The organism is Nitrosopumilus maritimus SCM1 (assembly GCF_000018465.1).
Lineage (GTDB): Archaea > Thermoproteota > Nitrososphaeria > Nitrososphaerales > Nitrosopumilaceae > Nitrosopumilus > Nitrosopumilus maritimus.
The window spans coordinates 599773-625392 of record NC_010085.1 but is presented as its reverse complement, the minus strand read 5'-3'; the positions used below and the strand labels follow the sequence as shown (position 1 = coordinate 625392).

Below are 25620 nucleotides of genomic sequence, written 5' to 3'. Positions count from 1 at the left end.
AACATGGCAAAAAAGGGAATAATTGCAGAGATTTTTAGTAAAGCAAAATTCGCAGATAAATCAGAGTCATACAAAATTTTCTACAGAAATTTTGAAAGAATAGTTGAAACAACTTTGCCAGAATTCTTGATTCAGTCAGATAATCTACAAACAATACCAATCAGCAGAATAAAGAAAATTAAAAAAAATAATACGATTTTATTTGAAAAGAAACTAGCAAGGAGTGAATAGTATTGGGAATTCCTGAAAAAATTAAAGCCATTCAAGATGAGATGGCGAGAACTCAAATTAACAAAGCTACAGAACACCATCTTGGATTACTAAAAGCAAAAATTGCAAAACTCAAACGAGAACAAGAAGACAATGTTGCAAAAAAATCTGGAATGAAATCAGATGGGTTTGATGTTAGAAGAACAGGTGATGCAACAGTTGTGTTTATCGGATTACCAAGTGTAGGAAAATCAACACTGCTAAACCGACTAACAGGTGCAAAGTCAGCAGTAGGAGCATTTCAATTCACAACTCTAACAGTAGTTCCAGGAATGATGGAATACAGAGGAGCAAAAATTCAGGTACTAGATTTACCAGGAATCATCAAAGGTGCATCAACAGGAAAAGGATTAGGAAAGAGAATACTATCAGTAGCAAGAACCGCAGATTTGGTATTACTGGTTTTAGATGTATTTCAGCCATATCATGAGGATGTACTAGTTAACGAATTAGGAAATATCGGAATTAGATTAAATCAACTCCCACCAAACATTACCATTGAAAAAGCATCAATGGGAGGTATTGCAATTGCACAACAAGTAAAGCTTACAAGAATTACAGAAAAACATTTGAAAGATATCTTACATCTTTATGGAATAGTTAGTGCAAGAGTAGTTGTTAGAGAAGATATTACATCAGAACAACTATCAGACCACATTGCAGGAAACATAAGTTATTCAAAAGCACTTACAATTTTAAACAAAATTGATCTAGTTGATAAAAAATTCCTAGATGATTTGAAAACAAAAATAAAATCAGATGTAATCGAAGTGTCTGCAAATTCAGATATCAATATTGAACAATTAAAAGAAAAAATCTATGAAAAATTAAAGTTCATTAGAATATACATGCGACCAAAAGGAGGAGAAACAGATTTCAAAGAACCATTAATTGCAAGAGAAGGAGATACTGTTGAAGATATTTGTAACAAGTTACATCGAAGAATGAAAAGAGAGTTCAGATATGGAATGGTTTGGGGAAAGAGTGTAAAGTTTGGAGGACAAAGAGTAGGTTTGAGTCATATTTTACAAGACGAAGATGTGTTAACAATTATCAAAACACGCGGAACATAATTAAAAAAGTGTAAACATGGATCAAGATTTTGAACATCGTTGGTGTAAATTTTGCATGACAAAAACAAAACAAGAACTAATTTTCTTACCTGAAATGGCAACATACAAGCGTAGAAGAAAGTACAAATGTACAATTTGTGGAAAAACAAGTTGGTTGCAAGGTAGAAGACCGTCTGCTGAAGGAGTTTATTGAAAAATTTACGATCAAAATTAATTTTTTGTGAAAAAAATTACTTGAGAAATTGTAATCACTTTGTGTAAATTTCTTTAGTTTAACCACTGAAAAAGAATGAAAATGTCGATCAAACCATGGCAGCTAAACGAAAAGCCGCTCCAAAGAGAAAAGCAGCTCCAAAGAGAAAAGCAGCAGCAAAACGCAAAGCAGCTCCAAAGAGAAAAGCAGCTCCAAAGAGAAAGGCCGCTAAAAGAAAGACTGCAGCTAAAAAATCAGCTCCAAAGAGAAAGGCAGCAGCAAAACGCAAAGCCGCTCCAAAGAGAAAAGCAGCAAAAAGAAAGACTGCAGCTAAAAAAGCAGCTCCAAAGAGAAAGGCAGCAGCAAAACGCAAAGCCGCTCCAAAGAGAAAAGCAGCAAAAAGAAAGACTGCAGCTAAAAAAGCAGCTCCAAAGAGAAAGGCAGCAGCAAAACGCAAAGCCGCTCCAAAGAGAAAAGCAGCAAAAAGACGAAGATAAACTCGTCAACAAATTAACAATCGTCACAAGACGAATTGTTTTCCATTTTTCTAAAACAGATTAGTGAAAACTATTCGAAAATATTTTTGAATAAAAAATTTGTAAGAAAAATTTTTAAAAAATTATTTTAAAAAACTAGTAAAGATAACTCATTAGTTTGATTTGTTCTTCAGTGCTAATGATATTTTTCTCAGTTAGTATTTCTAGCAATTCTTTGAACAATGCTTTTTGTTCAGAAGACATTCCACCTGATGGACCTTTTTCGCCTGGTGGACCGGGTGGACCTCTTGGTCCTGCTGGACCTAATGGGCCTTGTTCTCCACGAGGACCTGCTTCACCAATAGAACCGATTGGACCAGTTGGGCCGCGTTCTCCTTGCGGACCTTGAATTCCTTGTGGACCTTGTGGACCTTTTTCTCCTGATGGACCTGTTGGACCGCGTTCTCCTTGAGAACCTTGTGGACCAACTGTACCAATTTCTCCAGGTGGACCTGCTGGACCTGTTAATCCTTTTTCTCCGGGCGGACCTGTTGGACCTTTTTCTCCTTTTTCACCTTGTGGACCAGGAACGCCTGTTAATCCTTTAGCACCAGCTGGACCTTGTGGACCTTGTGGACCTTTTTCTCCGATTGGACCTTCAGTTCCTTTAGGACCTTTTTCTCCGATTGGACCAGGAGGACCGATTGGACCTTTGTCACCAGGAACTCCGGTTGGACCAGATAATCCTTTGTCGCCAAGAGGACCTGCTGGACCGATTGGACCTTTGTCACCAACTGGACCTGCTGGACCTTTTTCTCCGATTGGACCAGGACCACCTTGAATTCCTTTTTCTCCTTGAACTCCTGCTTGTCCGGTTGGACCTTTTTCTCCAGGAGTTCCGACAGGACCAGTTAAACCTTTATCGCCGGGAGGACCAGTTGGACCTTTTTCTCCTTTTTCACCGGGAGGACCTTTTAATCCAGATAATCCTTTGTCGCCGGGAGGACCAGTTGGACCTTTTTCTCCTTTTTCACCGATTGGGCCTTTTAATCCAGTTGGACCTTTTTCTCCGATTGGACCAGTTGCTCCTTTGTCACCTTTATCACCAACGGGACCAGGAATTCCTTTGTCACCTTTATCACCTTTATCTCCAGTAATTCCTTTGTCACCAGTAATTCCTTTATCTCCAGCAATACCTTTGTCACCTGCAGGGCCTTTGTCACCAGTTGGACCTTTGTCACCGGGAGGACCTTGTGGACCGTCAGGACCTTTGTCACCGGGAGGACCAGTTGGGCCGGGAGGACCTTGTGGACCTTTGTCACCAGTTGGACCTTGTAATCCAGGTGCGCCTTTTTCACCAGGGCTACCTCGTACGCCAGGAGTGCTTTGAGTTGATTTTGTTGAACGTGTTTGTTTTGGAGTTTCAAGATTTGATTTAGTTTCAGAAGGTTTTGATTCAGGAGGTTTTGGGGAAGATTTTGGTTTTGATAATGGGACATCAAATACAGAATGTAGTGATGAAAACAGATCAGTTACAACTATCCAAATTGTTTCTAATTCTAAGACAGATGATGGAATTGGGTTTTCAGGAGAACCAATTGTTTCAGAAAATACTCCATCTTTAACTCGTAGATGGAAATTTCCACGCCAAAGAGATGTGAATTGTTTAGATTTAATTTGTGCATCAGAAGGTCGGCTGCCAACGATTGCAATTTGAGCCTCATAGACGCCAGATTGCTTGAATGGTGCCTGACCTTGGATTTCTAATCTAGATTGAGACGACACAACGATTGTTTATACTTCAAGTATTTCTGTATTTAGATCGCATGATTAGAGTAGGAATTGAATTATTTTTTAGGCTCACGAAGGATAGTATTTATCTAGATAAAACAGCATTTTGTGCTAGTGAAGAAACCTTTCGGAAAAAAATCAGAGGAAAAAGAAGAAGAACCTAAAGTAGAGAAAGTGTCCAAAGAGACATCATTAGTAGATGTTGATTACAATCGAAAGAGACTCTTTAAGAAAGGAGTTAATCTCATGGCAGATGAAAAACTCGAAGAGGCCATTACAGTTTTTGAGCAAGCACTAAGAATAGATCCAGATAACGTTGAAACATTACTGAAATTAGGTTATGCAAGGTTCCATCTTGATGATCATCACGAAGCACTAAGAGTATATGATAAAATTTTAGACATTGATGTTACAAATCCAGAGGCTTGGAATCTAAAGGGATTAGTACATTATGAGCAAAAAAATTATTCTAAAGCTCTTGACTCAGTTGAAAAAGCAATTGAAACTGATCCAACATACGGAATGGCTTGGTACAACAAGGCATGTTTCTTATCATTACTAAATCAAGTTCCAGAATCATTGGAATCATTGAAACGTTCAATTGAAATTGATGTAAAGAATGCAAGAAAATCAATTAGAGATAAAGATTTTGTTAATGTCAGAGTTGAAGAAGGATTCAAAAGAATTCAAGAAGTAGTTGTTTTAGAATCAGTTAGACAAGGGTATCACACAATTGGTTCAATAGTATGGACAACATTTCTAGATAAGAAAGATGCAGAAGATGCATTAAGAAAATTATTAGAGAAAGGATTGATTGTTAAAAACGAAAAGAGAGACGGTCTAAGTAGAATTCCAGTCTATGATCTTGCACCAAATGTTGCAGAGAAAATGGGCAAAGAGAAGAAAGGATTGTTTGGAATTACAAGAAAGAAGTTACCAAAGCCAGTAAAGAATCTAAAAGAATTGAGTCAAGCAATTCAAATTGCAAAAGAGGCAATTGAAGAAGAAAATGCAGAAAAGGCAATAGAGATATTTGAAGAATTTATTGATCCAAAAAAATCAGGCGAACACATGATTGAAAATTTCTTTGATGAACATAGAGAAATCAGATTATGGAAAATTAGACTAAAAGATAGAGGAAACGATTACTTTGAAGAGAATAAAGAAAAGATGTTAGTAGTATTTGATAACATTGAAGTTACAATTACCAAAAAACTTAGAAACGAAATTTCTTAACTATTCAGCAGATAGGTCCCAATAGTTTGCATCTTCTTGTTTTGCAGTAGGTTTTTGAAGATTTTTCCATTCTTTGAAAGAACGAACGTATAGTTTTGCGTTTGGCAAGCCTGCAGTTTTGAGTGCATAATATGCCAATCCAGAAAGAGTTCCTACACTTCCACAATAAGTAATGATTTCAGTATTTCCAGATACACCACGATTATCGAGTAAGCGTTTCATGTCCTCTTTTGGACGTAAGATTTTGTCATTTGATGCAAGTGTTCTGTATGGAAGACTAATTGCACCAGGAATGTGTTGTTCAAGGAAGTTCAATCTCTCCCTATTATCAATTAGAATAACATCATCACGTTCTTTTGCAGATTCCAAATAATCAGAAGTAGCCAAAATATCAGATTGAAGATTCATAGAATGTTCTTTACTTTGAATATCAGGTGTGTCAGAATCGCTTTCTAAACCAAGGGATTTCCAGTTACTATAGGTAGTTTCAAGCAAACTTACATCTGAATGTCCAAGGTATTCCAAAGTCCATGCAACTCTAGATGCTAATGCTCCAAAGGTATCATCATAAACTACAACACGAGTTTCATCATCAATTCCCATTGAGTTTACTAATTTTACAACACGTTCAGGACTATCATCAGACAAAAGATTTGCTAAAGGTAGATTTACTGCAGTAGAAATATGATCCTTTTTGTAATCATCTTCTCGCCTTACATCAATTACTCTAACACTTTTGTCTCTTATCTCTGAACGTAAAGAATCTACATCCGTTGTGATGTTACCAGATTCTGTCAAGCAGCACACTCACCTTTTCCAGTTTTAGTATGGTAACTAGTGTCGCTGCCATAATCAAGATAGAAATCAGGATCCTCTTCTTTTGTTGGAGGAATTGTTAATGGGTCAATTGCTTTTTTGATGTCATTGAGGGTTTTAATTTCAGAATCCTCAGTGTTTGTAGCAACTCTATGAATCCAAGACTTTAGAGTGTCATCTGGTTTCTTGTGTTCTTTAAACAACTCTATGATTTTCAAAATTACAGGAAGCACTCTTTTTGCAGGAACTCTGTGACAGATTTGTCCCAGCATTGCATCACCATCAGAACGTCCACCTAACAACATCTGATAATTTGCATACATGTCTTTTCCAAGACGTGCACCACCGCCAAAGAATCCTATAGTTGCAATTCCATGTTGACCACAAGAGTTTGGACATCCACTAATTTTGATAGAAGCATCACGCAAGTCATCATCTTCATCAAGTTTTAGTTCCAAGAATTTTCTTTGGATTTCTTTAGCCAGTCTATGTGAATTTGTTAATGCCAAATTACATGAAGTTGTGCCAGAACATCCAATAGGAGCAGTCATGGTAAGGGCACCTGATTTTGCAAGACCGATTTCAAGCAGTTTAGAATACAAACGGGGCAAATCATCTTCATGAACGTAACGTAATGCAATATTTTGTACAAAGCCAGCACGAGCCTTACCTTCTGCAGAAAAGTCACGAATAATATCTGCTAATGCTTGTAATTGACTTGACGTAATATCTCCAGCTTCAAGTGTGATGTATGCAGTTCTATAATCAGATTGTTTTTGTGTTTCAGTGTTAGTTTTTAGCCATCTTGCATAGCCATCAGGAGTTCCAGTTCCACTCTCGTCACTTACTCTGATTGGGCGTTTAATTTCATCAGGAGTGTGATCAACATCAAGTTGTGTAATTACAGATTGAGTGGCTCTTACTACAGCTCTTTCTTTTAATACAAGATTTTGGAATTTTTCCCAACCCATATCATTTACAAGATAACGCATTCTATTTCTTGCAAGATTTTTTCTATCACCAAGTCTATCAAATATTTTCACTACAGCAATTGAGGTGTAAAGTAAATCTTCTTCAGGAGTAAAGTCTTCTAATTGATGTCCAACAAATGATCTGTTTCCTAATCCACCACCAAGAAATATTTTGAATCCCTTTTGTTTAGTTCCATCTATTTCTCTTATCTGAGGAATTAACCCAACATCAACTATTCTTACCATTCCATGTTTCTCACAACATGTAAAAGTGAATTTGAATTTACGAGGAAGATTTTGACTCATAGGGTTTCTCAAAAAGAATTTTGCAGTAGCACGTGCATATGGAGTTGAATCAAATTCCTCATTTGGACAAACACCGGTCATAGGACTACACATTACATTTCTTACACTATTTCCACATGCCTCTCTTGATGTCATTCCTACATCAGCAAGACCACGGAGAATTTCAGATACATCTTCAAGAATTACCCAGTGTAATTGAACACTTTCTCTGGTTGTGATATGTGCACTTCCAATAGAATACTGTTCACTTAATTGAGATAATTTTTCAATTTGATGAGGGTAAATTTCACCTGCAGGGAGTTTAATTCTAACCATAGCATAGTCATTAGTCATTCTAGTACCATATGCGCCATGTTGGAGTCTAAATCGTCTAAAACTATCTTCATCGTATTTTCCCTGACGGAATAATTTTACAGTTTTTGCAAAATTATCAGCCTCTTCAATTCTTGCCCAATTGATTTTATGTTTAGGAGAATCAGCTGGAGATTGTTTAAGATCAGATACTGTCAATACAACAAAATTCCTTTTTGTTTGGATATAAATTTTTGAGAAATGGAGGTTTTGGGACTCAAACTTTCAAGGCTGACTCAATATTTCCTATATTTTCAGGAAAGATTCGTTTTACAGATATAGAATAATTAGTATATCCTAATTTTTGAGGTGGCAAAGTATTAATGGGTTCTAGACAAGAAATTTTCCATGCAAGAAGCAACTGTAGCAGAACAATCATCAAAAATATTTACTGACGTACGTGAAGTTGAAATTACACAAGCAATAGCAAATGAATTTCACAAAGTTCTAGTTGATAGAGCAGAGTCAGATGTAATCATTATCGGTGCAGGTCCAGCAGGACTTACTGCAAGTAGAGAACTTTCAAACTTGGGTTTCAAAGTTTTAGTTATTGAACAAAACAACTACCTAGGGGGAGGATATTGGTTAGGGGGTTATATGATGAACCCAGTTACAGTTAGAGAACCTGCACAAAAAATTTGGGACGAATTAGGTGTTCCATATCAAAAAGTACAAGATGGTTTGTATTTGACACCAGGTCCACATGCAGTTTCAAAATTAATTGCAGGTGCATGTGATGCAGGTGTAAAATTCTTACAACTAACAAAGTTTGATGACTTGGTTCTAAAGAACGGAAGAGTTGCAGGAATTGTTGTTAACTGGATGCCAGTTTCAGCATTACCACGTAACATTACATGTGTTGATCCAGTTGCATTTGAAGCAAAAATAATCATCGATGCATCAGGACACGATTCTGTTGCAGTAAAAAGACTAGTCGACAGAGGTTTAGCCGAGTGGAAAGGAATGGAACCAATGTTTGTAAATGACGGTGAAGAACATGTTGTTCACAAAACAGGTGAAATTTACCCAGGACTAATCGCAGCAGGAATGTCAGTCACAGAAACTCACGGATTAGCAAGAATGGGACCAACATTTGGTTCAATGTTATACTCTGGAAAGAGAGCAGCAGAGATTGCAGCTGAGAAAATCAAAGAGTTAGAAAGATAAGCAATCAATCCATTGTTTTTCTAGTGAAAACAAGTAAAATTATCATTTATGACGAACCTACAGTTCCAGAAATTCAAATAAACAACATAGAGAAATTTCTTAAAGAAACATTTCATGTGGAGATAGAAATCCGAAAAAACTTTTTTGAAAACACAAATGAAAAATTATTTCAAGAAATTGCCACTACAAGAATTTATGAATTAAAAAAACCATTTTCAAGTCACATTCCAACAGAATCAGAAATACAAATGGAAAAAGAAAATACAGATAATTCACAAAATGAAGAAAAGATTCTTTATGATGGATTTGAATTTCAGAAAAGAATTTCAAAATTTATTCCTGCAGATGAAGGCAATCAAGATATTCTAAACATAATTTTTACAAACAAACTAACATGTACATTTGATGAAAGTGACTTTAGATATCATGCAAGGGCATTAATTGGAACAAATCCCACAATAATTTCAACGACAGGAATAATTGAAGCACCTGCAAAACCTAAAGAGTACTATTTGGAATTAATGACAAACTTTACCAAAGAAAATACAGAAAAAATCAAAGAGAAATACAAGGGAGAATTTTTAGAGTATAACGATCCAAGACTATCAGAAGTTGCAGAGAGTTATCTGTTACAAGCTATTATGTATTATGAAACAGGAGATGCATTTTGCGAAGACAAAGAATGTAGGTTGTATAATGCACACTGGCAAAAAGAACTACTTTACGCACAAACAAACAAGAAATTTTGTAAAAAGCATGAAGAGAGTTTTGAAAAAATAATCAATCAATCATGAACAGATTTAATGTCACTACGAATTTTTTCAGCTGACTTTTTGAGAGAAGAAGATTCAGTATCATCAAGTTTAATTTTTTGTATTTCAGATACCCCATTTTGATTAATTATTACTGGTATACCCATCGCAACATCGTGTTCATCATATTCACCATCAAGAACAACTGAAGCAGGAATAGAGATTTCTTTTTTATTTCGAATAGCATCAACTACATCAAATACATTTTTGGCAATACCAAATTGAGATCTGCTCTTAAAATTTCTCAAAGTTCTCCAATAATTTCGTACATTGTCAGTGATGGTATCACGACTATCAATCATAGAGAAGAGAGGGTTATCACCAACAGAAACACCAGAAAAGATCGGAACCATAGAATCACCATGTTCACCTAAAACAAGGGCATTTGAAACTGAAGATTGTGGAACAGATAATGTTTCAGAAATATAATAACGAAATCTACTTGTATCAAGACTAGATGCAATACCAATTACTTTGAATCTAGAAAAACCAGTTGTTTTTTGAAAAAAGTAAGTTAAAACATCAAGAGGATTTGAAACTAATAAAACAATTGCAGAAGGGCAATATTTTTTAATTTTTTTTGCAATGTTTTTTATCATTGCCACTTGATGATCAATGTTCTCAGCACGGTGTTTGGTATAGATACCAACACTTGCTGCAATAATAACAATATCAGATCCTATTAATTCAGAATAATCATCAGTTCCACGAATAGAAAATTTAGAATTTGCAGGAATTGCACTTGCCACATCTAGAGATTCACCAATGGCTTTCTCTTTAGTAGTGTTTACCAACAATACATCATCTAAGCCATTTGATACACAAAGAAATGCAATAGATGCACCAACCCTACCAGTACCTACAATTGAAATCAAACACATCACATGCTATTCTTTCACTATTAGAGATTCCTAACATCTCTTTTTCGAACACTGTCTCTTTGACGTTTGTCATCATGTTTAGATAATTCGCGTTCAAGTTTTCTACATAACTCATCAGCAATTTTGATTATATCCCAATCAGATTCAGTATAGACAAGATGATTTTTGGAGGCCTTTATTGTAGCAGTAACATCATAATGTGTTCTAGCACCTTCAATATTTTGAGTCTTGACATCAATTTTTGCTTCAATAACATCAGGTAGTACTGGTTGAACTTTCTCAAGAGCGGCACCAAATTTTGAGAAGAGAGTTTGGTTAGCAAGATCATCTTTTGATAATCCAGTAATGTATAATGGAACTTCAGTCATTTCACAACAAGTACCGGTTTTTTGGATTTATGTAACACATAATTTGAAACACTGCCCAAAAAAAGCTCTTTTGCAGAACTTCTTCCACGAGCACCGATAACTACTAAATCAATTCCATTTTTTTTATTATTTGTAAATCTAGCAATATCATATCCAGGATCACCAGATAATTTTTTTGAAATTAATTTAATTCCTTTTTTTGCTGCGCGTAATTTTGCATCATCAAGGATTTGTTTCATTTCTTTTGAAGTATTAAAATCTAAAAAACCTAAAGGGTGAATAGCATAAATTCCAGGCACAGATTTTACAGATAATCCAACGATTACACCCTGAGATTGTCTTGCTAAATGAATGGCCATATCTAAACCACGAATTGAGTTTTTAGAACCATCTAGAGGAACTAAGATTTTTTTTGTTTTTATCACCATATTAATAATTGATTAATAATTAATTTAAAAGGCCTTTTGATTTTCTTGATTGATTTTCAGAAATGATAATTTGAAATCTAATCATATAGTTAACAAACTAAAAAAATATGTGGAAAATACATTTGTAAATCAAATAATGAGTAAAAACGTTCTAACGGTAAAAGTGTCAGAAACATTAGAAGAAGTAGCAAAAAAAATGAAAGAAGAAAATGTAGGATGTGTTATTGTTGTAGATAAAATTGCAACTTTAGGAATAGTAACAGAAAGAGATTTTGTTACAAAAATTGTTGCAGAAAGAAAAACTCCACATACTAAGATTTTTGAAGTAATGTCATCACCACTAATTACAATAAAATCAGAGAGTACAATTTGGGAAGCAGCAGAAATTATGAAAGAAAAATCAATACATAAGCTACCAGTTATAGAAGATGAGGAAATTGTAGGGATCATTACCACCACAGATATTGTAAGAATTTCTAGTGTGGGATCTGATTCTCAAATGCGCAAAATATGTGACCAGATTCTTATGAGAATGAAAGATGATTAATCAAAAAAAGGATATTCACTTAAATTATTGAAATTAAAAGATGAGTTATCATGATGGCAGCAGATGCTGGTTCTACAGTTCTAGAATCAAAAGACGACGGTCCAAAAATGCCAGATAAGAAAAAAACAAAATTTGATGTTGTGATTATTGGTGCAGGTCCTTCTGGTTATACAGCTGGAATTTATTGTTCCAGAGCAGGATATGACACCTTAATTTTATCAGGGATATTACCTGGAGGCCAACTTGTCAATACAACTGAAGTTGAGAACTATCCAGGATTTGAAAACGGAATCATGGGTCCAGATTTAATGATAGAAATGAGAAAACAGTGTCAAAGAATGGGAACAACCATTGTAGATGATGAGGCCGTAGATGTAGATTTTAGGCGAAAACCACTCAAAGTGTTGACAGCATCTGAAGAATATGAAGGCCGGGCAATTATTATTGCAACAGGTGCAAATCCCAGAAAACTTGGATTAGAGGGGGAAGAGACTTTTGGAGGAAAAGGAGTATCTTATTGTGCAACATGTGATGGACCATTCTTTAGAAATCAAGAGTTAGTAGTAGTTGGAGGAGGAGATTCTGCAGTAGAAGAAGCAACTTTTCTTACAAAATTTGCAACAACTGTACATTTGGTTCACAGAAGAGATGAGTTACGTGCAAGCAAAGTAATGCAAGACAGAGCACATAGTAATGAAAAAATAAAATTCCATTGGGATTCAGCAGTAGTTGACATTAAAGGTGATCAAAAAATGCAACAAGCAGTTTTAAAAAATCTAAAAACAAATGAAGAATCAACATTAGATGTAGGAGGCCTCTTTGTCGCAATTGGACACGAACCAAATACAAAATTATTCAAAAATCAAATTGATTTAGATGATGAGGGGTATGTTGTACTGAAAAATAAAACACATACAAATGTTGAAGGTGTTTTTGCTGCAGGTGATGTACATGATAGAAGTTACAGACAGGCAATTACAGCTGCAGGTTATGGTTGTATGGCAGCAATTGATGTAGATAAATATCTAACAGAAAGTGCAGATAATCAAGAATGAAAAATGCACAATGCAAAAAATGCTTAAACAAATTTTTTGAAAAAGAAATCTATACGATTCAGCAATTTCAATACAGAGAAAAACCACCATACAAATGGTCATTAGATTATTTCAAAAAGAATGGAATTGGAGAATGGGATTCATTTTGTGAAAAATGTCTGTTGGAATATTCCAAAGAATCCTTAGAATCTTGGAACAAATCACAAATCTAAACTCTTTATTGGAATAAAAAATACAGATTTTCATGACTGACGAGATAGAAAATAGTCAAAAAACCATGAAGGAACATAGTGATAAACTAGCAAAATTAGGCATGGAATTAAGCAAAATTCAATTTAGCTACAAAGTAGAAGAAAAAACATCAAAAGAATATTGGCAAAAAAGAATCAAGAATTTTGAAGAATATAACAAAAAAGCTTTAGAATATTACAATCAAGTATTCTCATTAATGAAAATTGCAGACAAGGAGGAATCAGAAAGATTTCTTTTACAGATTAGCAAATTCCGACAATTGTCATCATCATTGATAGATATCATGCAAAAAATTGAAGAGAACCCTACAATCATCAACTCTAAAGACAGACAACAAAGTCAATGGAGCAGAGAAATAAAAAACAACATTACAGATCAAAGTGATAAATGTCTACATCATGAAAGAGATATGAATTCATATTTTAGAGATTTTTATGAAAAACACTTGAAAAATATTTTAGAATAACTAGTATGCTAATTCTGACATGTGTTTTGCGTCCTTAAGACAATTTTCAAAACTTTCTTCAGGCATTACATTTTGTTTAGCATAAACACTCTTGAATTTTCGGCCATCATCAGCAAAAATTCCAACAACACATGCATCTCCTTCAATAGGATATTTTTTCATACAAGCATAGACTGCAGCAGATGAAGGGCTAATCAAAAGTTGATCTTTTTCAAAAACATCCTTTACAACAGAGAATGCTTCGTCATTATCAACAGAAACCCAATCATCAACAACATTTTCTCTCTTCAAAAATAAATCAGGTTTTGCAGATTCTTCAAAGTTTCTCCATCCTTGAATGAGGTGGTTTTGTTGGGGTTGACATCCAATAATTTTCACATCAGGGTTTTTTTCTTTAAGAAATGCACCAATACCAGTAATTGTTCCACCAGTACCCACACCAGTAAAGAAATGAGTCACTTTACCCTCAGTTTGTCTCCAAATTTCAGGTCCTGTTCCAATGTAATGACCTTTGAAGTTTGCTTCATTAGCGTATTGATTTGGAGAATAATAGGTATCAGGTCTTGAGGATGCAATAGAAGTTGCAAGTGCGATACTTTGATCAGTTCCCGCACCAACTTTAGGACATAAATCATCACTTGTTTCAAAGACTTTGGCGCCCAAATTTCGAATAATATCTTTAGTTTCATTACTTGCCTTTTCAGGAATAACAATCTCAACTTTGTATCCCAACAAATTTGCAATTCCAGTTAAAGCAATTCCAGTATTTCCAGAAGTTGGTTCTATGATAATGCTCTTACCTTTTGTCAGAATTCCTTTTTCTTCGCCATCTTTTATCATCCAGTATGCAGCTCTGTCTTTTACAGAACCAAATGGATTATGACCTTCCAATTTTGCAAAATAATCCACATTATCATGTGAAAGGGAATCTAATTTTACAAGAGGAGTGTTACCTACACGATTCAAAACATCTGTGTCAGTTACAGTAGTCATAATTTTGGTTATTTCACCTTTTTAATTTGAAATGTAATTACATCTCCATTTTTAGACATGTCAAGTAATTCATGACCTTGTCTTGTTACCCATCTAGAGATATCATCTTCAGCTGCAGGATCATCAGCAGAAACTGTTAATGTTTCACCGACTTGCATCCTTTCAATTTCAATTTTAGTTCTGAATACAGGTTCTGGACAAAATAATCCAGTTGCATCTAATTTTTTTTCTGTTGATTCGGACATTTAACTAACTGAAAAAGGACGTTCTGTCATATTAAAAGCTATTTGAGTTTTTTAGATTAATTATTGCTTACAGTGCCATTTTGAACATGGTTGCAAGATTTCTGTCTTTCATGAAACTTGGATCTTGATTCTGGAAATTGATTTTATGAGAAATTCTCTTCATCAAATAAATTGCAATTTTGTAAAAAAGTGCCCACATGTGACTATTTTGATTGGAATCGTAAATTCTCAATAACAATGTCAAAAGCCATTTTGCATTTGGATAGTGTTCAGAAATATAATCAATCAAATATTCTTTGGAATTATTAATTTTGTATCGCAAATGGTCAAGTGTTTCAGCTTGATGAGCATAACCTGTTTGAGAAATTTCTATTTTCCCATGTTTCATAGCAAATAAAATATCATCTAGATTATTTTCAGAATCAATTACATTGACACATCTTCCAAGTGTTGATAAAACATGGGAATCACTCCCTGCAACTTGAATCATGTTATTATCCAAAGCAAATTTTGTTGCACGAGCATTAGATAGAATATCAACATTATTGCTGTTAAAGACCTCCACCATGTCACATTTTTTGGCACTGTCACGTAGTGCATCAAGTAAACTAAATGGATGAGGAGCAGACGACACTCCACCTTGTTTTCTAACTTCATCTATTACTTCCTCAAGAGAAAGGCCAGGTGAGATCACATCATGAATTCCATAAGCTAAAACATGAGCACCAGTATCAGTGGTGATTTCTTCTGCCGGAAAAACATCGATGTTTTTGAATTTGGAATGATTATTTTTGTATTCTAACAATTGACGGTATCCATCCAGAGTATTATGATTAGTAACAAAAATTGCATCTAATCCCAAACGATATGATCGCTCAAGTTGATCTCGTATAGTGATATCACAATCATAAGGAGGTTCATCATGACCTACATGAAAATTTGAAAAAGAATTATGACAATGTAATTCAGCATTTATTGGCATTTTCAAATGAAATTTTTTGTCTTTAGGTAATAATCTTATGGAATCAAAACAAAAAATTATCTAAAAAGATCTTCATCTTCCGCACGGATTAATTCACTGATTCCTTGTTCACCTTTTGGAAACGAACAATCTCGAATTATTGCTACAGGGGTTTTCAATGTTTTGCCCATAACTAATTCAGATGCTGCTGAGAGTTCATCAGCAATTGCAATTGCAGTAACACGTAAAGTTTTTCCAAATGTATCTTGAGTTCCCTCATAGTCAATTATAGGTGACAATCCTGAAATTCCTATAGCGCAATTTGTTTGTCCCAATCTAAATGGACGACCAAATGTATCAGAAATTATCACTGCAACATCTTTGTTTGTATGTTTGAAAATTTTTTCACGTATGTTTTTGGCAGATTTGTCTGAATCCAATGGCAACAGGGTTGCAAATCCATCTTTTACATTACTCTCATCAATGCCAGCATTAGCACAAATTGTACCATCATTTGTTTCAACAATTAAAATTCCATTTTTCATACGAATGATTCGTTTTGATTCAGATAGAATTAATTCAGTAATACGAGGATCTTTTTGATATTGTGAACTAATTCCTTCAGAAAGCAATGAAGGCTTTACAGTAGACAATTCAACTAGACGTCTCTCTTGTTTTGAAATTATTTTTTGAGCAATTACTATGACATCTCCATCTTGGATTTGATTTGAAGAGATGATCAATTCTGAAAGATCATCTGAAGGTTCAATCTCTTTTTCAATATGAATAGGTATGATTTCCAATTATAATATCTGAAAGAGTGGACTAAAAAATTGTTTATGCAGGAGTTGGAGATTCTAATTCTAATTTGTAATGTTTGTTAATAATATCCAAAATTTTTGAAAGATCCTTTTCTTCCAGAGTTGTGGTTGCCAAATCTTTTACCAAGTCTTGTGCACGATATGCGATTCCCAATCCACAAATATCAAATAATTTTACATCGTTTGCGCCATCTACAACACATACAATATTCTCTTTCTTTTCTCCCCATTCTTCAATTTTAATTCGTGCAGATTTTGATTTGTCTGAATCAACATTGATTTTTACGCCATCCAGTTTTCCGTCTTTGAAAATTAATTCATTGGAATAAACATAATCTAATCCCAATTCGTCTTTTAATCTCTCCATCATCAGTGTAAATCCGCCTGAAACAGCCATCAACTTCCAACCAGCAGCTTTTAATGCTCTACATGCTTCTTTTGCACCAGTCATAATGGGTAATGCATCAGAAACTTCTTGACATGTTTTTTCATCAAGGCCCTTTAGAGCAGCAACTCTAGTTCGAAGTCCTTCTTCCCAGTTAATTTTTCCTTGAATTCCTTGTTTTGTAATTGCCCAAATCTCATCTTGTTTATTGAGTTTCTCTGCAAGGATTGGAAGATATTCTTCATCATACAAAACACCTTCAACATCAAAAATTACTAGCAATTGATTTCTGTTTTGCAAAAATTTGCTAATTATATTAAAGTTAGGAGAATGTATATGTGAAATCATGAATTAGATCTAAAAACATCTTCCTAAACATATTGAAGTCTAAATTATAGTCTAATTTTCTATATTTTTCAGTTTGATAGTAACATCCTCAAAATCAGTGCCATTAAAAATATATGAATTATCATTTAGTATTTCAAAATTAGTTCCAAAGTAATGATTAAGTATGATTCGAAATGTGTTGACAGGAGTAATTTCATCATAAAGAATATCAGGAGAATCAGGCAAATAAATAAAATTGATTATATTCATTCGTTCAAGAAGCATGTTATTGTCAGGATGTTTCCAATTTGTGTCGTCTTCACCCATTAAAAATGCCGAACCATGATCAGATTGTATTACTATTATTGGAGGATTTTCAGAATCGAGTAAATTATTTACAATTTGAGGGATTTTTTTATTAAGAAATTTGACTTGATCAAAATATGCAGACTGTTTTTCAGGTGAATATGCAATTAAATCTAATTCATCAGGAGATAAAATTTCTCCATTAGGACCAAATAAGTAAGGAGGATGGGGCATATACATATGAGAGAAAACAAAAAAAGGTTCCGATACACGTTTATCAATATCTAGTATTTGGTCAAATGCACAAAGTCTTAGTTCAACTAGATCATTTTCAAAGGCTTTTGTATAAACAGGATTTAGCATACTAGTTTTTGTTAACATAATTAGGAATTCAGAATTTAAAAATTGATTATCACCACAAAGTTGTAGATCAGCATGCTTCATGTCTCTTGAAAAACTCCAACTAGAATCAAAATTAACAATTAGATATCCGTTAGATTTTAAAAAGTTCATCAACTTGTTATCATTTCCTAATAAATGAAAATCACGTTGATCATAAACACCATCTTTAATTTCTGCAAGAGGATGGAGATAATCTAAATTCAATGTAGAGGGAACAGATAAATGCGTAACTTGATAATTACTAAAACTATTTTCAGAAACAAAAAACCCATTATTTTTAAAATAATTAAAAAATTCACCATCATTTTGATGCGATAGTTCAAGACTACGATATCCAGGATAGCCATCAAGTACGATGAAATAAATATTTGGAAATGTGTTTATATTATTTGAAATTGTATTTGATTCAATGTTTTGATTGAGATAAAAATAAGAAGGGTTTTCAAAATAATATAATTGAATATTAACTAACACTATAACTACTAAAACTAAAAAAATGGTATTAGTAATTAATGTAGTATTATCTAATATTTTCTTCGTTCGAATTAGTAAAATAGTTCCTAAAATAAACATAGAAAAAAATGGAATTAAAAGAAATCGATGCTTCCCTATATCAAATTCATTTATAGTGAAATGATCAATTTCTAGATAAATATGTCCATAAGAAAAAAATAAAATTAAAACTAGAGATAAAATAAGGGAGGATTTTAAATTATTTTTTACAATAAGATTTATCAAAATCCAAATACTTGTAATGATTCCAAGTACAATAATTAGAGGAATTAGGATTTCGTCAAAATTTAGTACACGTATATTATTATAAAATAATGAAATAACGAAAAAAAATCCAATTAAAAATGGATGAAAAGGGAATTTTGAAATAGGTTCAGAAAACAAAGAGACCATATTTAGGCAAATTAATTATATTTATGATGTTTTGATACAGTACAGATAAAAAATTGAGCAGTAAGCAAAATGAATCTTTTAAAAATCAACACATATTCATGGAAGAAACATTATAAATTTTTTCGGTTTAGTTAAGACTAATACTAATTAACAGCAGTGATATAAGATAATTAATTTGGGTTTTTTTTCTAAAAATGAATCGACCGATCTAAAAGAATTTTCAAATTTAGATATAGCAGAAAAACAAATTGTTTTCTATTCAGAAGACAAAAACTCAACAATTATTTTTGAATCATTTATTGATGAATTAATTAAAAATTATGATGTAAGTATTTGTTATGTTACATCTAGTAAAGAAGAATTAGACATAATTTCAAAAAATAAAAAAATTAAAGCATTTTATGTTGGAGAAGGGGTTGCTAGAACAAAATTTTTCTTAGAACTACAGGCAAATATTTTGATTATGACCATGCCAGATCTAGAAGCATTTCATATTAAAAGATCAAAAATGCATAATGTGCACTACATCTACATGTTTCATTCAATGATCAGTACACATTTAGGATACAGAAAAGAAGCCTTTGATTATTTTGATTCTATTTTTTGTGTAGGAAATTATCAGATTAATGAAATAAAAGAAGCAGAGAAACTATATAATTTAAAAGCAAAAAAATTAGTTCAATTTGGATATACACATTTAGATAATCTACTAAAAATACATTCAAAAAATACAGACATAACTTTAAAACAAAAAGATTCATATCAAATTATAATTGCACCATCATGGGGAAAAGATGGGTTATTTGAAACAGTTTCTGAAAAAATAATCAACATATTATTAAATTCAGGATATAAAGTAATTCTTCGCATTCATCCAATGACACAAAAAAAATCAAAAAAGAAAGTTGAACATATTTTAAAAACATTTTCAAAAAATTCTAATTTTTTCTTAGAGCAAAATATATCGTATTTTGATTCATTTTTACAATCAGATATTATGATTTCAGATTGGTCAGGTGTTGCATTAGAATTTGCATTTGGTTTTGAAAAACCAGTAATGTATATCGATACACCAAAAAAAATGCGCAATCCTAACTTTAAAGATATTTCACAAATACCAATTGAAGAAAGTATTAGGAATAAAATTGGAATAATTGTGCCAACAACAGAGTTAGAAACTATTCCAAAAAAAATTGAAGAGATATACACAAATCAAGAATCAATTAAAAATCAAATAAGAAATAATCGTGATGAAACAGTTTTTAACATTGGAAAATCAGTGATAGTAGGAACTGAATACATAATTAAATTATTAAAAAAAAAATAAAATTGATGATTTTATTGGTATAATAATCAATGAATCAAATACAGAAAATTATTTTATAGTTTTAAAGTGGGAGTTTAACGATTTATCCAATTCAAGAGTTTTTGTTTTAAATCATCTTCAATTAATGGTAAAGTTCCTATCAAATTATTTTTTTCATGGAAATCTTTTTGCAAATCAAATAATTCCCAAGAATTGTTAGAAACATAATAAATTAATTTATAATTAGATGTTTTAATACAAAAAACATTAGAATGCTCAGGAGAAGGGAATGGACCTTCTAATGCACCAGTTTCAGAAAAAGTAAATGGGTTTTCACTAAGATGAGTTGTTTCTCCAGTGAGAAATCCTGCAAAGCTTTTTCCAAAGAGATTCAGATTTTCATCTATTTTACACAATTCAAGGATAGTAGGCATTATATCCAAAGTACTTCTTAATTTGTCAGAAAATTTATTTTTTAGAAGAAGTGACCCTGTGAAAAGATAAAAAGTTCTAATTGTTTCTTCATACGTAAATGAACCATAGCTTCGTTCACCATATCTTTCTCCAACACCAGTACCATGATCTGAAAAGAAAATAATTATTGTGTTTTCCTCTTCTCCAAGAATCTTGATTGTATTGGTGATTTTTTTGGCATAATGCCCAGCTTCATCAATTGTTTGATCATATTTCTTAAGATTGGAATTTACTAAATCATAAAAGGTCTTATCGTTCCAGTCATATTTATCTAAAATTTCAGAAACCGTAAATGTATGGATACGAGTAAAATGTAAAAAAAGAAAAACAGGTTTTCCATTTGCCTTTTGAAATACATCATTAATTAATTTTGGATGAATGTCATTTAGATCATCTTCAAATTCATTATGAACAGTTCGAAGATCATATCCTCTAGGAGACAATAATTTATCATTAAGTAACCCCCGAGCAGTAAAATATCCATAATTTTGAAGAATCTCAGGCAAAATTTGTATGGAATTTTTTAACTTCAATACTTTGTAATAGCCATCTACACCATTCTCTTTACCAAATTGTCCTGAAAAAATTACATTTAGTGAACCAGAAGTGTATGGAAAAACAGTTGAAACATTATTTATAAAAATTCCATCTTTTCTTAAATCTGAAAATTCAAATGAATTTTCTATACGATCCCACCGTGCACCGTCTAATAATACAAAAATAATGTTAGGCTTCAATTCAACTCTCCAAATTAAAAAATTCTTTTAATGAGTTTTGAGCATATAGTTTTTGATAAATTTCAAAATCATTCAAAGTATCCAATTCCAACCATCCACCATTAATTTCAATTGCTTTGATGTTTTGTCCATTATGAATTAGGCCTTGTAACAAATCTGTCATGTATGATTTTGTAAAAGGGATTTTTGGATTGAGAGGATTTGTTCCTAATTTTGATTGTTCTTTTGAATTATGATAAAAAGTCTTTAGAGTAGATAATGCATTATGTTGAAATTTCATCAAACCAATGTATTGACCGTCGATATTATCTAATGAGTTGGGTTTTTGCCCAATATCCATTATATAACCATCTTTTAATCGTAAACTTTCAACATCATCAAGAATATTTGAAAAACGAATTTGCCAGTAATTTTTCCAATTTTTATCTATAACCACTGAAAAATCATCAGGAGAATCAATTAATTTTTTCAAGATGTTTTTTTGATAAATAATATCACCATAAGATACAATTACAGATTCATTCAATTCTTTTTCAGCACAAAAGAGTGTTTCAACCATATTTGTAGAATCATAATATTTATTTTCATAATAACGAATATTTGGGATTTGGATCATATATCCAAGAAATCCTTTAACAATAATAATTTCATCAATTCCACAGTTTTTTGCAGTATTAATTTGGTGTTCTAATAATGATTTACCAAAAATATTCACCATGCATTTTGGACAATTTTGAGTTAATGGTCTTAATCTAGTTCCTTCACCAGCACCTAAAATTATTAATTTTACCAAATTTTATCACAGTATAACATGTTTACAAGTTCAGTTTGATTTGAATTCAAATTCACACGTTCAGGATGCCACATGACTCCCAAAATAGGGGAATTTTCATGATAGAAGCCCTCAATTGTTTGATCAATAGAAGAAAATGCAAATGGAATTAGATTTTTCCCCAAAGAAGATTTATCAATCAAATTATGGTGAAATGAATTTACATTCATTGTATTAGTTTGTAAAAAATTGGAAAATTTTGTATCGATAATATCAACTACATGATTTTTCCCAACATGAATATTAGAATTATCAAAAATTATTTTACCATTGAAGAATTGGTTAATTACTTGCATACCTCTGCAGACTCCCAATAGAGGAATATTATTAGTCATCGCAAAAGTCATAATTTTTTTTTCAGTTTTATCACGTTCAGGATCGTCTCCAATATTATCACCGCCTGAAAGAATCAATCCATTTAAGTCCATTTCTTCTAAAAAGGATTCAACTTCACGGAGTTTATTTGGAATTAATACTGGAAGACAATTTAGTTTTTGAAAAAAGTCAAACCAATCATGACTTAAAGCATCTCGTTTTTCATCATATTCCTGAATAGTTTCAATACGTAAAGTAATGCCAATTTTTTTTACCAATATTTTTAAAGAGAATTTTCATTATAAAACAGTTACAATCGGCTAAAGGGATTATTTTATGTAACCTAAAGATTTTAAGAGTTTTTTTTCTTCAGAATAGTTATCTTCGGTATTTTTTTCCAAAATAATTATTTGATGATGTTTACAGTCAAGTAATACTTTTTGAGTATTTTCTAACTGTTCAAATAAAATATCACCACAACCAATTGCAGCTGGAAGTCCTAATTCAGCACATCTTATAGCAATATGAGATGCAACACCTCCATATTTTGTAATTAATCCAGAAATATTTTTTGTGAATAACCAATCATAACCTGGGTCAGCATTTTCTATCAAAACAATTTTGTTTTCAACATCTAAAAATTTCTTGGAATTTTTTATTGTATATATATCAGCAGTGATTTTTTTAGATGTAATAAAATTTGGTTTAGAAATATAATGTTCATGAACATCAAAGTCATTTTCATGAGTTAAAAGTGGTGGAAGGGATAAATAATTTTTTAATGATTTAGAATTTTTTTCTTTTAAGATATTTTTTGTCCATAATTTACGAATTTCATTTTTGTTTTTGTTTTTGTTTCTAAGAATAAAATCGACACTCAAATTGGAAACATCTTCTCTACTAAATCCATACAATTTACCCAACATTGCAATTAATTCTATCACCGAACTCAAATTTTTGGTAAATTCAAATTTTGTTTTTTCTCTTTGAGAAATTGATTCTTTTATAAAAAACAAGAATTTCTCAGATTCAAAAGGAATGTGTTTTTGAAAAATTTTTTTAAATTTAAATTCATTAAAAGAAATTTTGTCAATTTCATTTTTAAGATATTTTACATTATTGAAAAAATTTTTATCTTTATCGTAACGAGATGCAGTAATATCATAAGTTCCAGGTCGCAAATGGCCATATTTTACAAGAAATTGTTTTCTTGAAAGATCTCCATTTACATAAGAATTTAGGTCATGTTGAATATCAGATAATGGGGTTTGTAAAGTATTCATGAAGTTTTCCAATATTTTTGAGTCTAAATTTCCATTTTTTTCCAATCCTTTCAAAATTATTGAAGAAACAAAGGCTAATCTAGCCATTATTGAGAAATAAAGAGTACCAATATTTCTACAGTCATTCAGCAATTTTTCAAGAGTATTCAAAATTTTCGAAGGTGATTTGACATCAATTAAGCTTTTGAGACTTTTCTCTCGATTCTCTTTTAATTGTCTCATAGCATCAAGTGTAGCATTCAGAATACTAGGAAAGTTATCAATTAAATCTCCAGTGAATTTTTTCAACAATTGATCTATTTGATGAATTTCTTCTTTAGAAAAATTATATTTATGTAATTCATTTAGTCGATTTTTTATTGTCGGATCATAACAAGAAAATAAAATTTCAAATTCAATTTTATCATGAAGATGTGGGAAATTTTGGATTTTATTCATATAATAAGCCATCAATTTGGATTTCAATTTTTTGGGGATTTTTGCAGGAATTAATGAATTGAAACTTGATCTTACATCAACATAGGGTTTTTGGCCAAACTTTACCATAAGAGAATTAGTCTTCACTTTGGTGTAACCTAACATTTCTCTACTTTTACTCCAAGTATTTTTCATAATCAAATAATCATATAATGAATAATCTAACAAATTCGGATTACTGCCAATTATTTCTGCAGGATTCCAATCAGACATATCAGAAAAAATTGTTCTGTTACCAATCAGAGAGGGATTTTTTTGAAGTTTTGAAAAATATTTTTTGTTAGTTTCTATTAATTTTGGAAAATGATTATTAAAATTTTTTATCGTGATGGATTTTGTAGAGGTAAGCGGACGTACTTGAAAAATAATAATTTCTTTATGTATATTAATTCCAAACTCGATATCAAGTAAATCAGTGCCTAAGATTTTCTCTATTTCTTGAACAGATTTGATTAGTTTTTTCCATTTTAATGGAATTTTTACAGAAGCTGAAAATCTAGAAATTTTTATGATATTTCCAACTTCACCTTTTGTAACACTATCAGTATTTGTTCCATCATCAAAATTTATGATATAATAAGGTGAACCAATATTGAGAGATTTTGAAAAAATAACTCCACTTGTAATAATATCAAGGGATTGTTTTTGAATTAAAATTTGATTATTTTTATTGTAATTGCCTTTCTTGTGATAAGAATTAATCACTTTTTGGATTGATTTTTCTAGTTGTTTCTTTGATGAAGAATTTACATTTTGGATACTCAAATAATTTCCAGCTTCAGATTTTTGTATTGAATCCTCACCCATTGCTGAGCTTCTAACAATAACTAATTCAGAGGGGAAGTTGTTAGAAAGTTCACACAAAATTTTCTCTTTATTTTTATCCCATTCATAAATAGAAAAAAACATCATTTCTTCGATAGTGGATTTTTTGAGTTTGTGAAAAAGAAATTTTAGTACATCAGATTTGGAACTAAAAAAATTTTCTAAATTTGAGCAGTCCATATGAAACATCATATTTATAGAAAAATTAATGCTTCCATTAATAAAAATGCAGATTAAGTGAGATCTCTTATTGGGTTCAGGCTAGACATAGAAAAGATGATAAAATATCAAATTATTCTTTTTTCATCATATTTGATAATTTGAATTTTATTTTTAACCAATAAACTTTCAAAGTAATTCCCACACCTACAAGAGCACCAATAATAACATGAATAAACATACTACCTGTACTAGGATCTAAATAAGCATATGCTTCAGATACAAAGAAGGTTTGAAAACTAATCAATATAGTTCCAAGAATTAAAAAAATATGAAAAATTAATCTCATACGCATGTTAAGAAAACCCAGTTATTATATTCTTTTTTTAAATTGACATGAAAAAAAT

Annotated in this window: 29 protein-coding genes; 12 read left to right on the top strand and 17 right to left on the bottom strand. The window is 31.9% G+C overall.

Annotation, left to right across the window (positions count from 1 at the left end; genetic code table 11):
- Positions 1 to 3: 3 nt before the first annotated feature.
- The 4 genes from NMAR_RS03665 (at position 4) to NMAR_RS03655 (ending at position 2033) form a co-directional block, all read left to right on the top strand.
- On the top strand, positions 4 to 231 hold the full coding sequence (locus NMAR_RS03665; RefSeq protein ID WP_148680078.1) for a DUF504 domain-containing protein: 228 nt from the start codon (positions 4 to 6) through the stop codon (positions 229 to 231).
- Positions 232 to 233: 2 nt separating this feature from the next.
- Positions 234 to 1343, top strand: coding sequence for an OBG GTPase family GTP-binding protein (locus NMAR_RS03660; protein ID WP_012215067.1), 1110 nt, complete (start codon positions 234 to 236; stop codon positions 1341 to 1343).
- Between the two features lie 55 nt (positions 1344 to 1398).
- The gene (locus NMAR_RS09685) at positions 1399 to 1536 is read left to right on the top strand and encodes a hypothetical protein (protein WP_187146586.1); all 138 of its coding nucleotides are present in this window, start codon (positions 1399 to 1401) and stop codon (positions 1534 to 1536) included.
- Between the two features lie 116 nt (positions 1537 to 1652).
- Entirely contained in the window at positions 1653 to 2033 is a 381-nt protein-coding gene (locus NMAR_RS03655) for a hypothetical protein (RefSeq protein WP_012215066.1), read from the top strand.
- 135 nt (positions 2034 to 2168) lie between these two features.
- Here NMAR_RS03655 and NMAR_RS03650 read toward each other — a convergent pair whose 3' ends face one another.
- Complete coding sequence (locus NMAR_RS03650) at positions 2169 to 3797, bottom strand: collagen-like domain-containing protein (protein WP_012215065.1); 1629 nt, start codon at positions 3795 to 3797, stop codon at positions 2169 to 2171.
- A gap of 120 nt (positions 3798 to 3917) precedes the next feature.
- Between NMAR_RS03650 and NMAR_RS03645 the strand changes: the two genes are divergently transcribed.
- The gene (locus tag NMAR_RS03645; RefSeq protein WP_148680077.1) at positions 3918 to 5039 is read left to right on the top strand and encodes a tetratricopeptide repeat protein; all 1122 of its coding nucleotides are present in this window, start codon (positions 3918 to 3920) and stop codon (positions 5037 to 5039) included.
- Here the strand turns inward: NMAR_RS03645 and NMAR_RS03640 are convergent, their stop codons facing one another.
- Positions 5040 to 5837 carry a sulfurtransferase gene (locus NMAR_RS03640; protein ID WP_012215063.1) on the bottom strand — a complete coding sequence of 266 codons (798 nt, stop codon included), beginning with the start codon at positions 5835 to 5837 and terminating at the stop codon, positions 5040 to 5042.
- Positions 5834 to 7642: a nitrite/sulfite reductase gene (locus NMAR_RS03635; RefSeq protein WP_012215062.1), complete on the bottom strand. Its 1809-nt coding sequence runs from the start codon at positions 7640 to 7642 to the stop codon at positions 5834 to 5836. The genes NMAR_RS03640 and NMAR_RS03635 overlap by 4 nt, the downstream gene beginning before the upstream one ends.
- Positions 7643 to 7831: 189 nt before the next feature.
- Here NMAR_RS03635 and NMAR_RS03630 point away from each other — a divergent pair, with 189 nt between their 5' ends.
- On the top strand, positions 7832 to 8650 hold the full coding sequence (locus NMAR_RS03630; RefSeq protein ID WP_012215061.1) for a sulfide-dependent adenosine diphosphate thiazole synthase: 819 nt from the start codon (positions 7832 to 7834) through the stop codon (positions 8648 to 8650).
- 23 nt (positions 8651 to 8673) lie between these two features.
- The gene (locus tag NMAR_RS03625; protein ID WP_012215060.1) at positions 8674 to 9444 is read left to right on the top strand and encodes a DUF6775 family putative metallopeptidase; all 771 of its coding nucleotides are present in this window, start codon (positions 8674 to 8676) and stop codon (positions 9442 to 9444) included.
- On the opposite strand, the gene NMAR_RS03620 is transcribed toward NMAR_RS03625, so the two are convergent.
- The 3 genes from NMAR_RS03620 to NMAR_RS03610 are packed head-to-tail and all read right to left on the bottom strand — an operon-like array spanning position 9435 to position 11139.
- On the bottom strand, positions 9435 to 10343 hold the full coding sequence (locus tag NMAR_RS03620) for a malate dehydrogenase (protein ID WP_148680296.1): 909 nt from the start codon (positions 10341 to 10343) through the stop codon (positions 9435 to 9437). The genes NMAR_RS03625 and NMAR_RS03620 overlap by 10 nt on opposite strands.
- 20 nt (positions 10344 to 10363) lie before the next feature.
- A complete protein-coding gene (locus tag NMAR_RS03615; protein ID WP_012215058.1) occupies positions 10364 to 10711 on the bottom strand; it encodes an HPF/RaiA family ribosome-associated protein in 348 nt (115 codons plus the stop codon).
- Positions 10708 to 11139, bottom strand: a complete 432-nt coding sequence (locus NMAR_RS03610) for a universal stress protein (protein WP_012215057.1) — start codon at positions 11137 to 11139, stop codon at positions 10708 to 10710. Before NMAR_RS03610 ends, NMAR_RS03615 begins: the two co-directional genes overlap by 4 nt.
- 109 nt (positions 11140 to 11248) lie before the next feature.
- Between NMAR_RS03610 and NMAR_RS03605 the strand changes: the two genes are divergently transcribed.
- Genes NMAR_RS03605 through NMAR_RS03590 form a run of 4 tightly spaced genes read left to right on the top strand, consistent with a single transcriptional unit; the run spans position 11249 to position 13459 of the window.
- A complete protein-coding gene (locus NMAR_RS03605; protein WP_148680295.1) occupies positions 11249 to 11686 on the top strand; it encodes a CBS domain-containing protein in 438 nt (145 codons plus the stop codon).
- A 50-nt stretch (positions 11687 to 11736) separates the two neighbouring features.
- Positions 11737 to 12741: a thioredoxin-disulfide reductase gene (trxB, locus tag NMAR_RS03600; RefSeq protein WP_012215055.1), complete on the top strand. Its 1005-nt coding sequence runs from the start codon at positions 11737 to 11739 to the stop codon at positions 12739 to 12741.
- Positions 12738 to 12953 (top strand): hypothetical protein, encoded by a 216-nt coding sequence (locus tag NMAR_RS03595; RefSeq protein ID WP_148680076.1) that lies wholly within the window; start codon positions 12738 to 12740, stop codon positions 12951 to 12953. The genes trxB and NMAR_RS03595 overlap by 4 nt, the downstream gene beginning before the upstream one ends.
- Positions 12954 to 12985: 32 nt before the next feature.
- Entirely contained in the window at positions 12986 to 13459 is a 474-nt protein-coding gene (locus tag NMAR_RS03590) for a hypothetical protein (RefSeq protein ID WP_012215054.1), read from the top strand.
- Here the strand turns inward: NMAR_RS03590 and NMAR_RS03585 are convergent, their stop codons facing one another.
- The 6 genes from NMAR_RS03585 to NMAR_RS03560 form a co-directional block, all read right to left on the bottom strand.
- Entirely contained in the window at positions 13460 to 14452 is a 993-nt protein-coding gene (locus NMAR_RS03585; protein WP_012215053.1) for a cysteine synthase family protein, read from the bottom strand.
- Between the two features lie 8 nt (positions 14453 to 14460).
- Complete coding sequence (locus NMAR_RS03580) at positions 14461 to 14697, bottom strand: sulfurtransferase TusA family protein (RefSeq protein ID WP_012215052.1); 237 nt, start codon at positions 14695 to 14697, stop codon at positions 14461 to 14463.
- A gap of 67 nt (positions 14698 to 14764) precedes the next feature.
- Positions 14765 to 15679: a PHP-associated domain-containing protein gene (locus NMAR_RS03575; RefSeq protein WP_012215051.1), complete on the bottom strand. Its 915-nt coding sequence runs from the start codon at positions 15677 to 15679 to the stop codon at positions 14765 to 14767.
- A 56-nt stretch (positions 15680 to 15735) separates the two neighbouring features.
- Positions 15736 to 16461 (bottom strand): coenzyme F420-0:L-glutamate ligase, encoded by a 726-nt coding sequence (cofE, locus tag NMAR_RS03570; protein WP_012215050.1) that lies wholly within the window; start codon positions 16459 to 16461, stop codon positions 15736 to 15738.
- A 34-nt stretch (positions 16462 to 16495) separates the two neighbouring features.
- A complete protein-coding gene (serB, locus tag NMAR_RS03565) occupies positions 16496 to 17146 on the bottom strand; it encodes a phosphoserine phosphatase SerB (protein WP_187146562.1) in 651 nt (216 codons plus the stop codon).
- Between the two features lie 117 nt (positions 17147 to 17263).
- On the bottom strand, positions 17264 to 18796 hold the full coding sequence (locus NMAR_RS03560) for an alkaline phosphatase family protein (protein WP_187146561.1): 1533 nt from the start codon (positions 18794 to 18796) through the stop codon (positions 17264 to 17266).
- A 184-nt stretch (positions 18797 to 18980) separates the two neighbouring features.
- On the opposite strand from NMAR_RS03560, the gene NMAR_RS03555 reads away from it, so the two are divergent.
- Positions 18981 to 20132, top strand: coding sequence for a CDP-glycerol--poly(glycerophosphate) glycerophosphotransferase (locus NMAR_RS03555; protein WP_012215047.1), 1152 nt, complete (start codon positions 18981 to 18983; stop codon positions 20130 to 20132).
- Between the two features lie 74 nt (positions 20133 to 20206).
- Here NMAR_RS03555 and NMAR_RS03550 read toward each other — a convergent pair whose 3' ends face one another.
- The 5 genes from NMAR_RS03550 to NMAR_RS03530 all read right to left on the bottom strand — a co-directional run bounded on the left by NMAR_RS03550 (position 20207) and on the right by NMAR_RS03530 (position 25562).
- Positions 20207 to 21322 (bottom strand): sulfatase family protein, encoded by a 1116-nt coding sequence (locus NMAR_RS03550; RefSeq protein WP_012215046.1) that lies wholly within the window; start codon positions 21320 to 21322, stop codon positions 20207 to 20209.
- Between the two features lies 1 nt (position 21323).
- Positions 21324 to 22115 (bottom strand): phosphocholine cytidylyltransferase family protein, encoded by a 792-nt coding sequence (locus NMAR_RS03545; protein ID WP_012215045.1) that lies wholly within the window; start codon positions 22113 to 22115, stop codon positions 21324 to 21326.
- Positions 22109 to 22747, bottom strand: coding sequence for a gamma-glutamyl-gamma-aminobutyrate hydrolase family protein (locus NMAR_RS03540; RefSeq protein ID WP_012215044.1), 639 nt, complete (start codon positions 22745 to 22747; stop codon positions 22109 to 22111). The genes NMAR_RS03545 and NMAR_RS03540 overlap by 7 nt, the downstream gene beginning before the upstream one ends.
- Positions 22748 to 22798: 51 nt before the next feature.
- On the bottom strand, positions 22799 to 25234 hold the full coding sequence (locus NMAR_RS03535; RefSeq protein ID WP_187146560.1) for a PEP-utilizing enzyme: 2436 nt from the start codon (positions 25232 to 25234) through the stop codon (positions 22799 to 22801).
- 112 nt (positions 25235 to 25346) lie between these two features.
- The gene (locus NMAR_RS03530; protein ID WP_202965520.1) at positions 25347 to 25562 is read right to left on the bottom strand and encodes a hypothetical protein; all 216 of its coding nucleotides are present in this window, start codon (positions 25560 to 25562) and stop codon (positions 25347 to 25349) included.
- Positions 25563 to 25620 lie beyond the last annotated feature (58 nt).

What these genes read in the sequence shown, in the direction of transcription:
- NMAR_RS03590 (WP_012215054.1), top strand. Translation starts at nt 12,986, where the DNA reads ATGACTGACGAGATAGAAAATAGTCAAAAAACCATGAAGGAACATAGT.
- trxB (WP_012215055.1), top strand. Translation starts at nt 11,737, where the DNA reads ATGATGGCAGCAGATGCTGGTTCTACAGTTCTAGAATCAAAAGACGAC.
- NMAR_RS03575 (WP_012215051.1), bottom strand. Translation starts at nt 15,679, where the DNA reads ATGCCAATAAATGCTGAATTACATTGTCATAATTCTTTTTCAAATTTT.
- NMAR_RS09685 (WP_187146586.1), top strand. Translation starts at nt 1,399, where the DNA reads ATGACAAAAACAAAACAAGAACTAATTTTCTTACCTGAAATGGCAACA.
- NMAR_RS03655 (WP_012215066.1), top strand. Translation starts at nt 1,653, where the DNA reads ATGGCAGCTAAACGAAAAGCCGCTCCAAAGAGAAAAGCAGCTCCAAAG.
- NMAR_RS03535 (WP_187146560.1), bottom strand. Translation starts at nt 25,234, where the DNA reads ATGGACTGCTCAAATTTAGAAAATTTTTTTAGTTCCAAATCTGATGTA.
- NMAR_RS03665 (WP_148680078.1), top strand. Translation starts at nt 4, where the DNA reads ATGGCAAAAAAGGGAATAATTGCAGAGATTTTTAGTAAAGCAAAATTC.
- NMAR_RS03595 (WP_148680076.1), top strand. Translation starts at nt 12,738, where the DNA reads ATGAAAAATGCACAATGCAAAAAATGCTTAAACAAATTTTTTGAAAAA.
- NMAR_RS03585 (WP_012215053.1), bottom strand. Translation starts at nt 14,452, where the DNA reads ATGACTACTGTAACTGACACAGATGTTTTGAATCGTGTAGGTAACACT.
- NMAR_RS03615 (WP_012215058.1), bottom strand. Translation starts at nt 10,711, where the DNA reads ATGACTGAAGTTCCATTATACATTACTGGATTATCAAAAGATGATCTT.
- NMAR_RS03580 (WP_012215052.1), bottom strand. Translation starts at nt 14,697, where the DNA reads ATGTCCGAATCAACAGAAAAAAAATTAGATGCAACTGGATTATTTTGT.
- NMAR_RS03620 (WP_148680296.1), bottom strand. Translation starts at nt 10,343, where the DNA reads ATGTGTTTGATTTCAATTGTAGGTACTGGTAGGGTTGGTGCATCTATT.
- NMAR_RS03610 (WP_012215057.1), bottom strand. Translation starts at nt 11,139, where the DNA reads ATGGTGATAAAAACAAAAAAAATCTTAGTTCCTCTAGATGGTTCTAAA.
- NMAR_RS03530 (WP_202965520.1), bottom strand. Translation starts at nt 25,562, where the DNA reads ATGAGATTAATTTTTCATATTTTTTTAATTCTTGGAACTATATTGATT.
- NMAR_RS03630 (WP_012215061.1), top strand. Translation starts at nt 7,832, where the DNA reads ATGCAAGAAGCAACTGTAGCAGAACAATCATCAAAAATATTTACTGAC.